Below are 14,384 nucleotides of genomic sequence, written 5' to 3'. Positions count from 1 at the left end.
GGCTTAGGGCGCATGATTGTCACGACGCCTTGTGGTTTCGGATGTCCTGGGACTGCCACGTGAGTTGCCGTCGGTTTTGGTGTCAACTGTGGAACCTGGCCAGGAACCGCCGTGGGAACCTGATTGGGGGTTGCGGTTGGTACAAGCGGTGGCGTCGCCGTAGTACCGCTGGGTTGCGGAACACGGCCGGGCACTGCGACCGGAATTTGGTTTGGTGTTGCAGTCGGGACGAGCGGTGGCACAGCAGTTTGACCGGTGGGCTGAGGCGGGACCTGACCAGGAACTGCGACTGGTATTTGGTTTGGTGTCGCGGTGGGCACAAGTGGCGGCACCGCTGTTGGGCCGGTAGGTTGAGGCGGAACCTGGCCAGGGATAGCTATCGGAACTTGATTGGGAGTTGCAGTCGGAACTTGCGGCGGCACCGCGGTAGGCCCGGTAGCCATTGGCGGAACCTGATTTGGAACGGCTGTCGGAACCCGGTTTGGAGTCGCATTTGGAGTCAAAGGCGGAGCTAGGGTCGGCGCTACTACCGGCGTGGGAACCTGACCGGGAACCGCTATTGGTGTCGCGATAGGAACCTGACCGGGAATTGCGTTCGGAACCGCGCCCGGCGCAAGGACTGGAACAGTAACGGATGTGGGCGTTTGCTGGGTTCCCTTAGGCGGCAACTGATTTGCTACCGGCTGAGTTGGGCCGGTAATTTGATTACCTGTTCCTTGCCCACCGGCCTGCCCGCATCCTTGGCTTGACTGGTGAGGATTCCCCACGCCACGGCACCACCCGTACTGATTTCCGCCGGCAACGACCTGTGTAGCGGCCAGTTCTGCAATTAGACAAGTTGCGGTAAGTACAGCAATTCGGTTCAGTTTCATAACATCCTCACCAACTTGTTGTCAGAGCAAGATACGCGCCAGGATCGCCTGAGTCGGTCAACGGACCGTCTCTCAAAGGGACACCGACATATCCGGACAGGAATAGATTTTGCTTAAACTCAATGTCCAACCCAAGACCTGTCGATGCCAGTGTAGCATTGTCAACTTCAAAACTCGCAGGGTCATTGTTCGAGATGTAACCCACGTCGAAAAAGGCAAAGGGCGTTAAGCGATGTATGCTCTGGGAACTGGGGAAGTAGGAATGAGACACTTCGAAAATCGCGGAAATCCCGGAATCACCATCCACTTCGTCAAAACGATATCCGCGCAAAGCATAACGATCACCAAGGAAGTACTCTTCGACAGAGGGCAGCCGGTCTGTTGTGTACTGCCCCCAAATCTCGGTGCGCCAAGCTGTGTTGGGCGACAAGCCCGTTAGTGGGCTTTCGTATCCGATGCCGCCTCGTAGATGCCAGAACGAAGAGTCCCCGTCGTCAAAATTCGCGTCTGTCGTGTCGTTGTCATTGTCACCAAAAGATAAGGTTAGCCCCGCTTCCAGAGCTTGTCCATTTGGATAGTTTTGCCCATAAAGATATGTAAGGCCAACGACACTCGCGTCACTGGATAGTGGTACGCCACCACTGACTGAATCCGCTTTTGAAAGGCGATAGTCCAGCAGAAGATATCCATAACGGGCCACATCTCGGATCACGGGGTAACCCATCGCGACTGTGAAGTTCTCGCCGTCAATATCTGTTCTCGCAAAGTCCCCTGAGAGGTCACGTTTTGCGTTTATGTTCCCGTAGAAGATCTCACCGTACAGACCATTGCTGTTCAGCGGCGTGCGATAGGTAAGAGCGCCCCATAAAGAGTGCTCATCGTCTTTGTCCCAATTGTAATTGCCTGAGCCCTCAAATCGCAGCAAATCCCCGACGGTCAGCGTTGAATAAAACTCTTGCACGACATAGAAGCTGAGCGCTTCTCCAAGCTCACGCGGAGGGTTGTCGAGTGTCGCACTACCGGCTTGTTTTCGCAGTGGCTCTCCCAATACTCTCAGCCGAGCACCAGCCTGATCCGGGTAATCAAGTTCGGTCGACAACTCCAAGTCAGGTATGTCCTCGGCTAGCATAACCGCCCGCTCAAATCGTTTCAGCGTTATGGGATAGGAGGTGGTGAGGGGCTGAAAAATCTTCTCTAGGGTTTGGAACGTGCGCGTATCTACACCTTCAATTTCGATGGTTTGAATGCGCCCTTCATCAACAATTATGCTCTGCCCATCGGGGCCGGGCCAGGCCTCAGCCAAGAAGTAACCGTCTTCTCGGTAGATCTGCGTGATCGTTGATGCGACATCCACTGCTGTGATGCGCCCCGACCGATCAAAAGCCAACTGACCGGCAAACGTTAACAGCTCATCCGTATCATATACCGTTACGCCGCTGACAGAGTGCTGTGATGCGATGTCCCAGGTTTGGGCAATGCTGTATTTTGGAACTGCAACAAAGGCCACTAAAGTGCAAATGATCGCAATTACAATCGAATTGGATACGGTCATTATCGATAACCTTAAGGTGACTGAGCATGTTGAAGCCCAACGTTATTACATGGTTCGCATGTGTGAACCTGACGCTATTCGAATATATTGATGGGTGATGTTTTTTAGAAACATATCGAACAGAGCGCAGATTTACTTAATATGCTGCACATAAGACGGCACTCATTTACACAACCCCGCTTTTCAACCACGCAGAGTAGAGAACTAGTAGGACAGTCCTCACAACTCCGGTTGCTCAAAAACATAAAGCCGCGATTTCTTGGCATCATCTGTCAGGATATAGAGAAGCCCTCTGATCTCATCGAGAGCGATCCCTTCGGGATGTTTAACTTCTTTTTGTTTTCCATCTTCTGTGAACGTCAAACTGATAGACTTTACGGACTTGGATTCTGGATTGTAGATGAAGATCTGACGACCTTTGTCACTCACAATCCAAAGAGAACGCGAGGACCGGGACCATGCTAGGCCGCTCAAATCTAGTTCATCATCATCTACACGCTCGGAGATAAAACCTGCATCGCGGGCTAAAGGAATGATCTCAATAATTTCGTCTAGCTCTGGCGATAACACCATTAACAACCTTGGTTGTCCCTCAATGCCAACGAAGACCCGCCCGGATTCCGGGTCAACGGCGATACCTTCGGGTCCCTTATTCAAAGGGTTGCCGACGAGTAATTCAGCGGCGGTCGGGTAACCTTTAAGAGATGCGAGAGGTATTGTCGTCAGTTGAATGGGGTCAGTTGGGTGAACGACTAGGATTGATCGGTCAGTTTCTTGAAGCACCAAAACAGACCCATCCTTTCGAGGTGCAACACCCTCCAAATCTGATCCTGCCAATGCTGGCAACTTGAAAGAGTTTCCTAATACCCCGTCGACACCGAGTAGGTGCAGTTTAGGTTCGGCATCACTTACAGACCACAAGAAGCCTTCAGCGTTAGACATTGCCAAACCGGAAGGCTCTGAAAATCCCTCTGATTTGTCTGCCACCTTGAATTTATCGACCAGAACCAAACCAGCACTTTCGGCGTAGGCTAAATCGGTCCAAGGCAAGAAGGCTGCCGCAACCAAGCTGGCCGTAAATGCGAGTCGTCTAAGTTTGCAGAAACACCGTGAAATTTCAGCTTTTGACGAAAACAGTCTGTTTTCTGTCATTGGATTCTCTCGCGCTTGGACCACATCCCTGTATCAGCGTTCGTATCACAGTCCGGATACGATGTCCGAAGAATGCACTGTAATCTCTTTACCTGATCCCGGTTGTTGCGATTGAATTGAATAAGGCACGATGTGCCTTTGGTGAAGCGCAAGCCTTTGGCGTGAGCAGGAAGGAAGACAAGTTGAATACGACCCTCACATCTGTGACCGTGTTGTTGATGCTGCTGTTGCCAGGTGTTGCGGTGTCACAAGTCGACCCTGCGACGATGCTGGCCGGGGCTTCGGGGTCGGAAATCGTTATCGAACGCCGGTGGACGCAGTTTCGTGGCAAACAGGAACTGTATTTCTTCACTCTCGATGTGATCGTCACGATCATTCTGGCTGGTTTGATCGTCTATCATCCGGTGAGACGTAAAGCCCGTAGAAGCGTCCGCGACATAGTTATGCCAAGGCTTTTCTTTCTGTATGCGCTTATCGGCATGGCGGTAGGTTTTCTGGTAGTTCAGCACGGCTCAATGATCGGTTTCGTTATCTTTGGCATCGGCGCGTTGCTCAGGTTCCGCTCCAATCTGGATGATCCGGTCGATACAGTCGAAATGATAATCGTGACTGTTCTTGGTCTTGCGGTCGGTCTGGGCTTGCCGCTGATGGCCACACTGGTGGCGGTTGTTTGTTGGTGTTTCATTTGGCTCGGTGGGCGCAACAAGGGTGTCGAAGTTTCCCTCAAGGCCTCAGACGAAGAGCACTCATTGAACGTCAGCGGCGCCATTGAAGCTATGGCCACAGACGCTGGCTGGAAGCTGGTCAGAAAACACCACGTCCCTGGAAAATCTCGCGTTTCATTGCTTTTCATCACCTCGGGTGGACTTTCAGAAGCCCGCATAGAAGAGATGATAAACGATCTGGTTCCTGAAAAAGTTGAACTGAAACTCAACCTCTAGTCATTTCACAAGGTCTAAGCGTTTCAACACTGCATTCGGAGATCTGATCTCTTTCGGGAGCAACTTGAAGTTTATCGACCTTTCGAAATCGGGCCCTCGATATACTGCTATCCCAAACTCTCCGTTCGGCTGGAACGTAACATGAGTGAAGCTGTGAGGTGATCTGGCGCTATCGCCAATAAGCCGCCGCGGACCACCTCCCAAACAAGCTTGAGAGACATAAGCCACACCGTCTTTCCAGCCGGGGTAGAAGGCATGATGGTGGCCTGACAGATGCAGAACAACACCGCTTTCCAGGTAGATCATTTCAAGTGTTGGGTCACCGATGATTTCGCGTTCGCGCTGGATCGCGAAGGGCCAAAGTGGGAGGTGACTGAAAGTGACAACCGGATTTCCATTTGCACCCAGTTCCACAAGTCGGTCCTGTTGATCACCGGATAGCGGCCCTAAGGTCGTAGCATCCAAAGATGCAAACGTTACGCCCTGCATCTCAAACGCGTAGAAGAACGGGTAGTCATCCGAAACCAGGAAGTCGACGTCTGGTTTTCTTGGTGCCCATTCCTCTGCGTATATTTTTCTTTCACGCTCGAACCCACGGTAGGCGGAGGCATCATGGTTCCCAGGCGTGACCGCAAATGGAATGCCGGCAGCCTCTAAAGGATCTGATACGGCCTCGTGAAACGCCTTCCACATCTCCCTGACCTGTTTGTCGGATAAGTTGGGGATGCGCTGTCCCGCAACCATATCTCCGGTCGAAATCACCAAATCGGGATCAATCTCGATTATGCGCTCAATCGCTTTGTCGACGCGGGCATCGTATCTTGCCGAACCATAGCTTCCGTTCAGATCCGATATGACGATTACATCCAATGCCGCCGCTTTGCAGGTGAGCAGAGCGGTCCAAATGAACGCCGCAAAAAGCATAGAAAGCTTACGGGTCACTACAGTTCACGGCCTCCACTACGGTGTCGTTTCTCACAAAGAAAGCGACAGGATCCAAGTCGAACATCAAATCACCATTAGAACAATTGTCCTGGAGGATGGATGTTGCAAGCGCGGTGTTAATTATAACTTGTGAAATTTGCTTATCTGACAATCCAAGGCTCTGCGACAACCAGCCGTAGGCGGGACCTTGAGATTGAAGATCATTATTCAAAGCAACCAAGCGTCGGTATGTGCTTGGAGAGAAATGCCGCATTTTCTCTAGCATTTGAGTAGATTTTGCGAAGTTGGCATACTCGATACGCCCACCAGCATCGTTGTCGTTTAGATTGCTGCGACGGATCAATAATGCGTCGGCGGGAACGTCTCCATCGTTTGGCTGATGGTGCTTGGCCTTCCTATGCTTCAGGTCTCCGTCTTCGACCCAATACCAATAGGGTGTGAAGTCTATGTTTCCTACGCGGTCCTGCTGGCTAAAGATGAAATCTAGGAGAACAATCTCGGTAAGTTCTTGCATCCAAAATGCCATCTGTTGGTCGCTGACATCGGGGCCGAGATCCTTGTTGATCATCCGGTCTCTTCGACCTTCTCTGACGCCCTCTGCGATTGCCTCTGACAATGGTTTTGAAGACCGCAAAGCTAAGAAAGCGGGCGTTTCCTGAAAATCGCGGTTCTGACCTTTCCCCCAACCAGATTTACGGGTGCCGTTGATTTCCGAGCCGTATCGATGCCCAGGGCTATCAAGCAGCACACCGTATATTTGCGTTCGATCCGATGTGAACAGATCATCTGTCGGTTGGTATGAGTTCGGGTCGGCATCCGCAGCTGCGAAGACCCGCCAGCCTTCATGGTTCATGCGCCCGCCATGAGAGCCGCCAGAAATCGCAAGGCCAGGCTCTGCGACCTCGGAAAAATGCGCCTGGGCGTCCATGCTACGCCAAACGGCGACTGGAACTTTGACAGTCGTGTCGAAATATCTGGAGAAATGATAGTAAAGCAGCGACGAGGTTGAAAACGTTCCACTGGTGCCCTTTTGGTTCATGGTGGACTTGAACTTAGCCACCCTGTCCTTGGCCAGATCTTTTGCTGCCTTCCCCTCTTTGCAAGCGTTTCTCTCGAATTCGGAACGGTTCCCCGTGTAGGGTCCTTCCGAAATATCGTAGACGGCCATTCCTGGGCTGGTGCTCCAAGTTTTTGGGCAAATCGCAATTTCGGAGGCATAAAAATCGATCTCGCAATAGGCAGTTTCTTCTTCAAGATCGCTGTTCTTGTACTCGCCCGTTGGAACTTTTTCGATCCGAATGCAGCGTTCAGTAATGCCGTTGGGACTATCAAATGTCGTGGCTTCACCTAGAACATCGTCGCTCGCCCACAAGGCAGTGGGTGCAATGAGAGCAAGTGACCCCAGAAGATTGAACTTCATTTGGATAGTCCTCCCGGTATCATTTAGGGCAAATCGCTGCCTGTTGTTCGGTGGAGATTTTCAACTTGGGGTCAACGCTGAAGTTGGAGAATTTTGAGTCAATCCACTGGTCGCACCCGCCTGAACAAGGGGCCCCGTTTCGGGCATCATTCCAATATTCCTTGGCCCTTTCTTCCGTCCAACCGCAAAACTGAACGAGCGCCATTGCCGACAATGCCCCCGAGGAATGAACACCCCACATGCAGTGCACCAGGACAGGGCCTTTTCCAGGGTTTTGAATCACCTCGTGTATGGAAGCCATGACAGCACTGGGTCGGGAGGATCTGGCACTTTGATAGTCAAAGGATCCGTTTCCACAACTGGTGCGACCGTATTCAGTGTTTTTGCCAAAGTCGGCATAAAACCCGGTTGAAAACCCTTCACCGCACAGAGTTTCGCGTTGACCCTCACTTAGGCCAGTTCGATCCTTGTCGCCACCCTTGAAACCGGATCGATACAACACTCCGCTTAAGACTGGGCGAAAGAAAGCGACACCATCAACGCCTCCGTCACCACCCTTTGACAGCATTTGACTGTTGCTTGGACCGCCATTTCGACTGGTCACGTCAGAATTCGCAGTGGTTGCGAGAACACCAATGAATATGAGGGACGCCAAAAACCGCATGCCATCTCCTTTCTATACTTGAACCTTTGATGCTCAAACTCTTGCGACCTGATAGTTTCTCGGAAAGGCTAGTTCACGACAACCATATCAAGTGGGCAGTTAGCTTTCCGCTGTGAAACATTAAATGGGCCACACCAGATTGATGATAACGACGACTACGAAGTAAGCTAGAACAACTTTCCAGTTCCATTGGTGCTTGTTTTCTTCATTGATCACGCCAGCGGATTTCAATGCCAGGTTAGTGATGATTAAGGCGACAACGATGACCGCCGCGTGTGCCAGGTCGAATTGCAAGTTTGAACACCTTCTTTCAGATTTGGGATTGATGGAAGTCTGTCAGCAGTCACCTGATGGCAGCATAGCTACATCTGAGTACCTTCCCTCGGAGGTCGTGATCCGAGCGCATGCACCGGTATCCTTGTTAAACCAGTACGAGGTTAGCCCCTCGCTTCGGATGAGTTCAAACCCGAGACTTTGAATACCCATTTCAGCTTGGCCCGCTCTTGCCCCTTCAAATGACGAAAGATCGCTAGAGCTGCCCACAGTTGGTGCACTTGCATCCACTGATCCGCCACTGTCGTCGCATGCTGCAAGCGCAGTAGTACACGCCGTGCCGATCACCAATAGGACCTTGGGTTTCATCTGTTTTTCCCTCTCTTTTTATACTTGCGTTCCAGGGTTTCTGATTGATCACCTATTCAATTCCGAAAATGACGTTGTAGTCGACGGAAGAGTTGCTGCGATTGATAACCTCCACAACATGATCACCAGATTGCCAAAGCTGTCCTCGATACTCCTTGTCCGCCGACATCAATCCCAACAGTTCAGAACCATCGGGGTTGCGAATAACGTAGTCCAAGGAGCCATTTCGCGGAGCAACGCGAACGTAAAGGAACTGTTCGCTTTTGGCACCGAGAACATATTGCTGTGACGCTCCGGGCGCGAGTTCACCAACGAGTTCGGCGCCGGTGGAACCACCATCGAATTTGACACGTTGGCTACCGGTAGAACCGGCCGCGCCTGCCACTGCTCCACCGCCATCATCCATCGCCTCGACAACCGCCATCTCGCCGATGTTTCCATCCTTGTACGCGATGCAGCGCCAAAGTGTTCCACCTGCGTCTCGCAGCATGACGAGCGTACCCGCCTCTGAGAACTCTGAGCTTTCAATCGTTCCGGATTGACCGTCTGGTCCACCAACCTGCCGCAAGTGGTCGATACACGCGTCGTCTGCTTCAGACATTGCAAACGAAGCCGTGCCTGCGATTGCGAACATCGGTGCGAGGAATTTAAGTACAGCGAATTTCATCAGATGGTCCCTTGCTGGCTAATCCTTAGAGTTTTGTTCCCTACAAAGCGGAACCTCACTTAGTTACTCGTAACTTTGACAGAAACTCGTCGCATGCCTGTGCGCTGCCGACGATCTCGCCTGTCGTTTCAATTCCTTGCAGTGACGCCATCTCGGAATTAACGCGATTGAGGATCTGATCCGCTTGCTCGGCGGTGATCAGGTTCTCGGCTTGTGCTCCTTTCAATGTGGTGCAGACACCGGCGGACAAGCCAGTCGCAACGCCGACACCTATCGCGGCACCGCCACCCATGGTCATCGCCCCAACCACGCCGAGGGCGAGCCCGATCACGATACCCAAGATCACTTTTCCCATGTTTTCCTCCCTTTTGGTGAGAAAGAGTTCAGCCACCACTACAGGCGCAATCTGCGTGCCCATCTGCAAATCAAGACCAGCGCTAACAGGTTGAAAACCGGTGCGAGCGCCGCGAACCAAGGTTTTGTCGATTCCGAGAGCAAGTCCGCTACGAGTATCCAAGGTAGTCCCAACGGCAGAAGGAACACCCCGGACAAAGGGTCTCTTTCTTGCCCCAGCCAACCAAATGTACCCGTTAAGAACGCAACCAACGCTAACAGGTAAAGGATCGCGAATAAAATAGTGGTTATTCTACAAGCCAAGTCGAGCTTTCCAAAGGGTGAGCCAGTGCTGCGCAGCCGTATTCAGCTACGCACCAAACAGGTCACAATGCGCCTTCGTCTCCCAGGAACTCGATGCCAGCTGTCGCGCCATCACTGTAAGCAATACAATTCCAAGGAGCACGATCTTCGCCAACGCCTACAGTGACCTGTGTTCCCGCCTCGCTAAACGCGGATGAGAGCACCACGACTTGCGAATTGTTCGTTGTGTTAGCTACATCTCGCAAACACGCCTGCTGAGCGGGCGTGAGCTCGGCGGATGCGCTTGAAGTATTCGTATCGTCGCAGGCTGCAAGCAGTGCGAAACATGTCGCGCCTGCAATCATCATCACCTTGTTAGTCATTTTCTTCTCCCTCTGGGTTCGTTGATCTTAATGGAATTGGAGGCGACTTTTTGAAGCTCTCGCGTCTATGCAGCCAATCGAACATACCTCGATCCGGTGCCTACCTTTCCCAAATACTTGCTGTGGAGAGCTTCGGCGGCAGAACGAAATTAAGTTGATTACCGGGGCCGCCACCAACGCGTGACGACCAAGCAATATCACCGGCAAAAGCTAGAGCGAACTTTGGAGCGAGGGCCAGTACCTTAAGTTTGAGCATCGCATCCTCCCAAGCTCGATGATTGTAAAAAGCCTTCCGACCGCCAGCACTCGCTCCAGCAGCCGGAAGGGTTCGACAAATCTGGCGACAGCGACAACAACGGAGGTAAAAATAAAGTTGTGTCAAATTCGCATATTTAAATCTAATTATTATTAAATCAACATTTTTTCCGCGCGCAAACTTCTTTACGCTTTCTTACGATAGGCTTCTGCTTTCAAACAAAAAGGTTCGTGGGAATACCCAGAGGAGCGAAGCGTTTTGGGGCCGCACAGAAACTAAGAAAGGATTGAAAGATGGGATTCGGTGAAGCAGTCAAAACGTGTTTCTCGAAATACTTCCAGTTCTCCGGTCGGGCCATGCGCTCAGAATACTGGTGGTTCTTCTTGTTTGTGGTTCTCGTGAGTGCCGCTTTAGCTGTGCTGGATACGATCATATTCGGGACCGACCCCGAAACAGGGCAAGGATCTCGGGTTCTGTCCTCTGTTTTCCAACTGGCCGTTATCATACCTATGCTGGCCGCCGGTTGGCGGCGGCTGCATGATACGGGACGACCTGGTTGGTACTTGCTGCTGCCGATGGCGCTCAGCATTACAACGCTTTTTGTTATGCTGGGTGGGGTAGCGTTCTTTTCGGTATTGGAGCAAGGGACGGAAAACCCCGATGCATTGCGAGGACCGGCGGCAGTCCTGGGCGTAACCGGTATTGTTGTTGTCTCAATTCTTCAATTGGTTCTGTCCATCCTTATGATCTGGTGGCTGACGCGCCCTTCGGAAGAAGGAGCGAACGAGTACGGTGCACCTGTTTCCTGACCTGGTTGCCCGGGCAACGGCCGGAATCTCTGCTGAATGAAAGTGCGAACCGCAACACCATGGAGAGAGAAAATGAGTTTCAAGACGATTTCCATTGGAACGCTTATGATGGCAATGGCGACCACAGCATCGGCGGAGTGGTCCTTCAGTTCCGGCCCCAATCCCAATGCATTTATTCAGACCGGAAACATGACGCTGGAACTTCAGTGTAATCGTATCCGCTTTGCTCCGGCTGGGTATGAGGATAGCCAGGACATCGTGGAAAAGCAGGGGCTTTCTATTCGATTTTTGAAGAACGGCACCACCGAAGTTGGGGCATTTCAGGTTGGCGCAGAAAACGCTGACGTGCAGATCGTCGACAATTATCCCGTCGAGATCAGTTTTGATAGTCAGCAGGACTATGGTTTTGTACTGGACCAGCTTGCGGCCAATGCGGCGGTCAATCTGTCGATGATTGATCAAGATGTCAGCTATGGGATCATTGACTTGAAAGGTTCCAGCGCGGCAATTCGGTCCCTTCGTTCCGCCTGCGATTCAGATACTAGCCAGGGGGCCTCCTACGAAGCACCCGAAGGCATCATCTATTGTGGTGGCGGGGCGATAGAGCGCGTGATCGAACCTGTAATTTTGGACAACCCGGAGGGAGAGTGGGACGCGCGAGTAACGGTTAACGGCGAGTCGATCAGAGCCATGACGGCCTACAGCTACTTCGGAAACTCTGAGCCGCCGACCGGATTTGTCGTTGCCCTGCTTGGGGAAGACAGGTCCGAATTTCTGATTTTTAGCGAAGGCTCGGCAAACTGGCTGGAATACGGGGACTATAGGTATGATCAATGCAATTGATGCCCCCCTCCAACCGATTTCCCAATTGGTAAGCCAGTTTAAATGTTTGGTTTCCTCGATTGTGCTGGGTTCGGGTCTAGTTTGGACCTCACCAGCTTTCGCGGCTGACGGTTCGCAACTTCCAACCGGTTTGCGGGCGAAGGTTGATCTGGCGGCACAGGCCTGCGCAGAGTTCAACAACGGTCAGTTTGACTTAGATTGGGGCGCGGTTGAAAGGGTGGATCTTGACGGAGATCTACAACGCGACTGGGTTCTGAATGAGTCTGGTTTTGCGTGTTCAAGCGCCGCTTCTCTTTACTGCGGCACTGGCGGATGCATGTCGCACTTCTTGATTGAAGAGGAGGTTCACTCCTTGCTCAACCAGGGCTGGACGGTCGTTGACTTCGGGCGTCAACGCATTGTCCTTGCTGACGTCCACGGAACCAATTGTGACGGAATAAACCCGACGCCTTGCACAACAGCCAGTGTTTGGGATGCGGAAGCTAAGACGTGGCGCTCGTCTGCTGGCGATTGGGAGTAAACTGCAATTGGGCACCGCAGATAGCCAAACTACGATCACGTTGGGGTGTTGTTAGGCAAACTTACCTTCGGATGTATTCCAACAGAAGCTCTGTGCGGATCCTAGAATTGCTTTAAGGTTGCGTATGCACCGTTAGGTTCCTCACTTTGAGACAAAGCTATCCAAAGCAAGACTGAAAGAGAATTGAATGAAACGCCTGTTTCCATCTCTGCCTGAGAACGCGACGCTTGGAAGTGTCTATCAAGCCTTTCCAGACAAACTTTCGCCGCTTTGCGCGTACGAAAGCCTGGTTATGAGGGGCGAGAGCGACCTCTCGGTTGCTGAGCGTGAACTAATCGCAGCTTATGTCTCTGGCTTGAATGCTTGTGCGTATTGCCATGGGGCGCACATCGTTTTCGCCAAAGCCTACGGCATTGAGGTCGAGACAATCGAGGCACTGATGGAAGACCGCGATACAGCACCCGTCGAAGACCAACTTAAACCGTTACTGGCATACATTGAAAAGCTCACCGTCTCACCATCCCGAATGACGGAAGCCGACGCAAAAGCAGTCTACGCGGCAGGCTGGTCGGAGAGTGCGCTGTTCGATGCTATCCAAGTTTGCGGTGTCTTTAATCTCGTGAATGGCTTCATAGAAGGAACAGGTGTCCAAAGCCCTGGCACCGACCCAAGAGAAGCGGACGAAGCCACTTTAAACCGATGCCGCAGTGACAGCTTCTATACCGATTTCGGACGAGAGAACGGCCTCGACATCCCTTGAATTGATGTTGTTCTAACGTTTCCAATCGGAAATGGTTTTGGCTGCGTCGCAAAACTCTTGCGTCAGATCAATGCCTCTAACCTTAGCGCTTGCTTCTTCTGCAATTGTTTTGGTGACCCCACCCAAGCCACTACCAATATCAAGTACATTCGCGCCTGTCGTTAACTTCAGTTTCTCCAATAACTGTAAAGTCGTCTGTCTGCCTCGGAAATGGTACTCATTGATTGGTTAGAAATCCGCGGCGCGTAGTTTCTTCGGGTCAATGCTCGCGGCCTTCAGGCTATCAGCTATCTGGTCGATCAGCCTGCGGCTGGGACCATAGTAGTCGGAAACTTGCTCTCTCATTCTCAACCCCTTTTACCAATCATGTTGAATGCTACTGAATGCCCATCAGATCAAAACTCGCGGAGGGTCGGCAGGCACTCGAGTGCTCAAGGTAGAGCTTCGAACCAGTCTAGCACCGCGTCCCGCCAGCCCTCCGGAACGCCGTGTCCGCCTTTGGTGACCTTCAACCGAATCGAGCCGGCCTCACAGTCCATCCAATCCTTCTGCATCGAACCATCGTCGCCAAAGCTGTTTTCCGCGCTACCTAAGCAGGCGTTTTCTCGGCGCCAGACGTCCAAGCCCTTCATGACATTACCCTGGTGAAAATCGACACCCTCCCATGTCAGCTCTCGGCCTTCGAACGGCACCATTCTGTCTTTGAAGCCGTGTACGTGAAACAGGTGAACTGGCGCATCGCACTCAGTGGTCATAGGCTCCCAGAACGCCCCAGCCGCAGCGGCAAAACCTCTTGCCATCTCTGGCGCTTGGCACGCAATGTCCCAGACCATCGAGCCGCCGCGGGAGAAGCCTGCGATCAGTATTCGCGACGGGTCAATTCCGAAGCGCTCCACCGCGTCGGCGCGTACGGCGTCGATAAAGGCTACATCATCGCGCGCCAGGTCATATCCGTCAGCCACACCCCAATCGAGGTCTTTGTCATTAATACTGGGCTGCCCGCTCGGCATAATCACCGCGTAGCCACGCCGGATGAAAGGGTCAACATAGGCGGAATTCTGGATCATCGCCTTGCCAGACCGTCCATAACCGTGCAACCAAATGACGGCAGGTCGTTCATCCGGAGCCTCTGGCAGGGCCACGTAGTATTTACCGCCTTCCAGTGTGCACGGTGCATCTGGCGCACCACACTCTCCATCAGAAGCGAGGGCAGCGTTCGGCTTCGCAGCAATAACAGCAATGGCAATACCGAGCGTCAAAATGCGATTGCGCGTTTCGGGTCGCATCAAAAGTGTACCTCTGTGGTTAGGTCACAGAAGATC

At 52.3% G+C, this 14,384-nt stretch carries 15 protein-coding genes; 5 read left to right on the top strand and 10 right to left on the bottom strand.

Going from position 1 to position 14,384, the window contains the following annotated elements; translation table 11 throughout:
* Window positions 1-879 precede the first annotated feature (879 nt).
* Entirely contained in the window at window positions 880-2,424 is a 1,545-nt protein-coding gene (locus AC2FD9_RS16610) for a ShlB/FhaC/HecB family hemolysin secretion/activation protein (RefSeq protein ID WP_496837940.1), read from the bottom strand.
* A gap of 219 nt (window positions 2,425-2,643) precedes the next feature.
* On the bottom strand, window positions 2,644-3,576 hold the full coding sequence (locus AC2FD9_RS16605; protein WP_260024130.1) for an SdiA-regulated domain-containing protein: 933 nt from the start codon (window positions 3,574-3,576) through the stop codon (window positions 2,644-2,646).
* Window positions 3,577-3,758: 182 nt separating this feature from the next.
* On the opposite strand from AC2FD9_RS16605, the gene AC2FD9_RS16600 reads away from it, so the two are divergent.
* Entirely contained in the window at window positions 3,759-4,517 is a 759-nt protein-coding gene (locus tag AC2FD9_RS16600) for a DUF4956 domain-containing protein (RefSeq protein WP_496837938.1), read from the top strand.
* Here the strand turns inward: AC2FD9_RS16600 and AC2FD9_RS16595 are convergent, their stop codons facing one another.
* The 6 genes from AC2FD9_RS16595 to AC2FD9_RS16570 all read right to left on the bottom strand — a co-directional run bounded on the left by AC2FD9_RS16595 (window position 4,518) and on the right by AC2FD9_RS16570 (window position 9,874).
* The gene (locus AC2FD9_RS16595; protein WP_496837936.1) at window positions 4,518-5,459 is read right to left on the bottom strand and encodes a metallophosphoesterase family protein; all 942 of its coding nucleotides are present in this window, start codon (window positions 5,457-5,459) and stop codon (window positions 4,518-4,520) included. It lies immediately after the preceding gene.
* Window positions 5,449-6,882 (bottom strand): hypothetical protein, encoded by a 1,434-nt coding sequence (locus AC2FD9_RS16590; protein WP_299637027.1) that lies wholly within the window; start codon window positions 6,880-6,882, stop codon window positions 5,449-5,451. The genes AC2FD9_RS16595 and AC2FD9_RS16590 overlap by 11 nt, the downstream gene beginning before the upstream one ends.
* 784 nt (window positions 6,883-7,666) lie before the next feature.
* On the bottom strand, window positions 7,667-7,840 hold the full coding sequence (locus AC2FD9_RS16585; protein ID WP_157054209.1) for a hypothetical protein: 174 nt from the start codon (window positions 7,838-7,840) through the stop codon (window positions 7,667-7,669).
* Window positions 7,841-8,240: 400 nt separating this feature from the next.
* Window positions 8,241-8,855 carry a hypothetical protein gene (locus AC2FD9_RS16580; protein WP_281996018.1) on the bottom strand — a complete coding sequence of 205 codons (615 nt, stop codon included), beginning with the start codon at window positions 8,853-8,855 and terminating at the stop codon, window positions 8,241-8,243.
* Window positions 8,856-8,910: 55 nt separating this feature from the next.
* Window positions 8,911-9,372, bottom strand: coding sequence for a hypothetical protein (locus AC2FD9_RS16575; RefSeq protein ID WP_496837934.1), 462 nt, complete (start codon window positions 9,370-9,372; stop codon window positions 8,911-8,913).
* Window positions 9,373-9,574: 202 nt separating this feature from the next.
* Window positions 9,575-9,874, bottom strand: coding sequence for a hypothetical protein (locus tag AC2FD9_RS16570; protein ID WP_496837932.1), 300 nt, complete (start codon window positions 9,872-9,874; stop codon window positions 9,575-9,577).
* 549 nt (window positions 9,875-10,423) lie between these two features.
* Here AC2FD9_RS16570 and AC2FD9_RS16565 point away from each other — a divergent pair.
* The 4 genes from AC2FD9_RS16565 to AC2FD9_RS16550 all read left to right on the top strand — a co-directional run bounded on the left by AC2FD9_RS16565 (window position 10,424) and on the right by AC2FD9_RS16550 (window position 13,062).
* The gene (locus tag AC2FD9_RS16565; protein WP_496837930.1) at window positions 10,424-10,939 is read left to right on the top strand and encodes a DUF805 domain-containing protein; all 516 of its coding nucleotides are present in this window, start codon (window positions 10,424-10,426) and stop codon (window positions 10,937-10,939) included.
* Between the two features lie 72 nt (window positions 10,940-11,011).
* Window positions 11,012-11,782 (top strand): hypothetical protein, encoded by a 771-nt coding sequence (locus AC2FD9_RS16560; protein WP_496837928.1) that lies wholly within the window; start codon window positions 11,012-11,014, stop codon window positions 11,780-11,782.
* A complete protein-coding gene (locus AC2FD9_RS16555) occupies window positions 11,766-12,302 on the top strand; it encodes a hypothetical protein (protein WP_299637031.1) in 537 nt (178 codons plus the stop codon). Before AC2FD9_RS16560 ends, AC2FD9_RS16555 begins: the two co-directional genes overlap by 17 nt.
* Window positions 12,303-12,489: 187 nt before the next feature.
* On the top strand, window positions 12,490-13,062 hold the full coding sequence (locus AC2FD9_RS16550) for a carboxymuconolactone decarboxylase family protein (RefSeq protein ID WP_496837926.1): 573 nt from the start codon (window positions 12,490-12,492) through the stop codon (window positions 13,060-13,062).
* A gap of 12 nt (window positions 13,063-13,074) precedes the next feature.
* On the opposite strand, the gene AC2FD9_RS16545 is transcribed toward AC2FD9_RS16550, so the two are convergent.
* Window positions 13,075-13,242 (bottom strand): SAM-dependent methyltransferase, encoded by a 168-nt coding sequence (locus AC2FD9_RS16545; protein ID WP_353390963.1) that lies wholly within the window; start codon window positions 13,240-13,242, stop codon window positions 13,075-13,077.
* A 251-nt stretch (window positions 13,243-13,493) separates the two neighbouring features.
* Window positions 13,494-14,348 (bottom strand): CE1 family esterase, encoded by an 855-nt coding sequence (locus tag AC2FD9_RS16540; RefSeq protein WP_299637033.1) that lies wholly within the window; start codon window positions 14,346-14,348, stop codon window positions 13,494-13,496.
* Window positions 14,349-14,384 lie beyond the last annotated feature (36 nt).

It is taken from the genome of Ruegeria sp. YTSC230, from assembly GCF_059609665.1.
This window is presented reverse-complemented; position numbering and strand designations above follow the sequence as displayed.

Excerpts from the sequence above, each read along its gene's own strand:
- AC2FD9_RS16605 (WP_260024130.1), bottom strand. The coding sequence starts at position 3,576 with ATGACAGAAAACAGACTGTTTTCGTCAAAAGCTGAAATTTCACGGTGT.
- AC2FD9_RS16570 (WP_496837932.1), bottom strand. The coding sequence starts at position 9,874 with ATGACTAACAAGGTGATGATGATTGCAGGCGCGACATGTTTCGCACTG.
- AC2FD9_RS16580 (WP_281996018.1), bottom strand. The coding sequence starts at position 8,855 with ATGAAATTCGCTGTACTTAAATTCCTCGCACCGATGTTCGCAATCGCA.
- AC2FD9_RS16565 (WP_496837930.1), top strand. The coding sequence starts at position 10,424 with ATGGGATTCGGTGAAGCAGTCAAAACGTGTTTCTCGAAATACTTCCAG.
- AC2FD9_RS16560 (WP_496837928.1), top strand. The coding sequence starts at position 11,012 with ATGAGTTTCAAGACGATTTCCATTGGAACGCTTATGATGGCAATGGCG.
- AC2FD9_RS16555 (WP_299637031.1), top strand. The coding sequence starts at position 11,766 with ATGATCAATGCAATTGATGCCCCCCTCCAACCGATTTCCCAATTGGTA.
- AC2FD9_RS16540 (WP_299637033.1), bottom strand. The coding sequence starts at position 14,348 with ATGCGACCCGAAACGCGCAATCGCATTTTGACGCTCGGTATTGCCATT.
- AC2FD9_RS16550 (WP_496837926.1), top strand. The coding sequence starts at position 12,490 with ATGAAACGCCTGTTTCCATCTCTGCCTGAGAACGCGACGCTTGGAAGT.
- AC2FD9_RS16590 (WP_299637027.1), bottom strand. The coding sequence starts at position 6,882 with ATGAAGTTCAATCTTCTGGGGTCACTTGCTCTCATTGCACCCACTGCC.
- AC2FD9_RS16610 (WP_496837940.1), bottom strand. The coding sequence starts at position 2,424 with ATGACCGTATCCAATTCGATTGTAATTGCGATCATTTGCACTTTAGTG.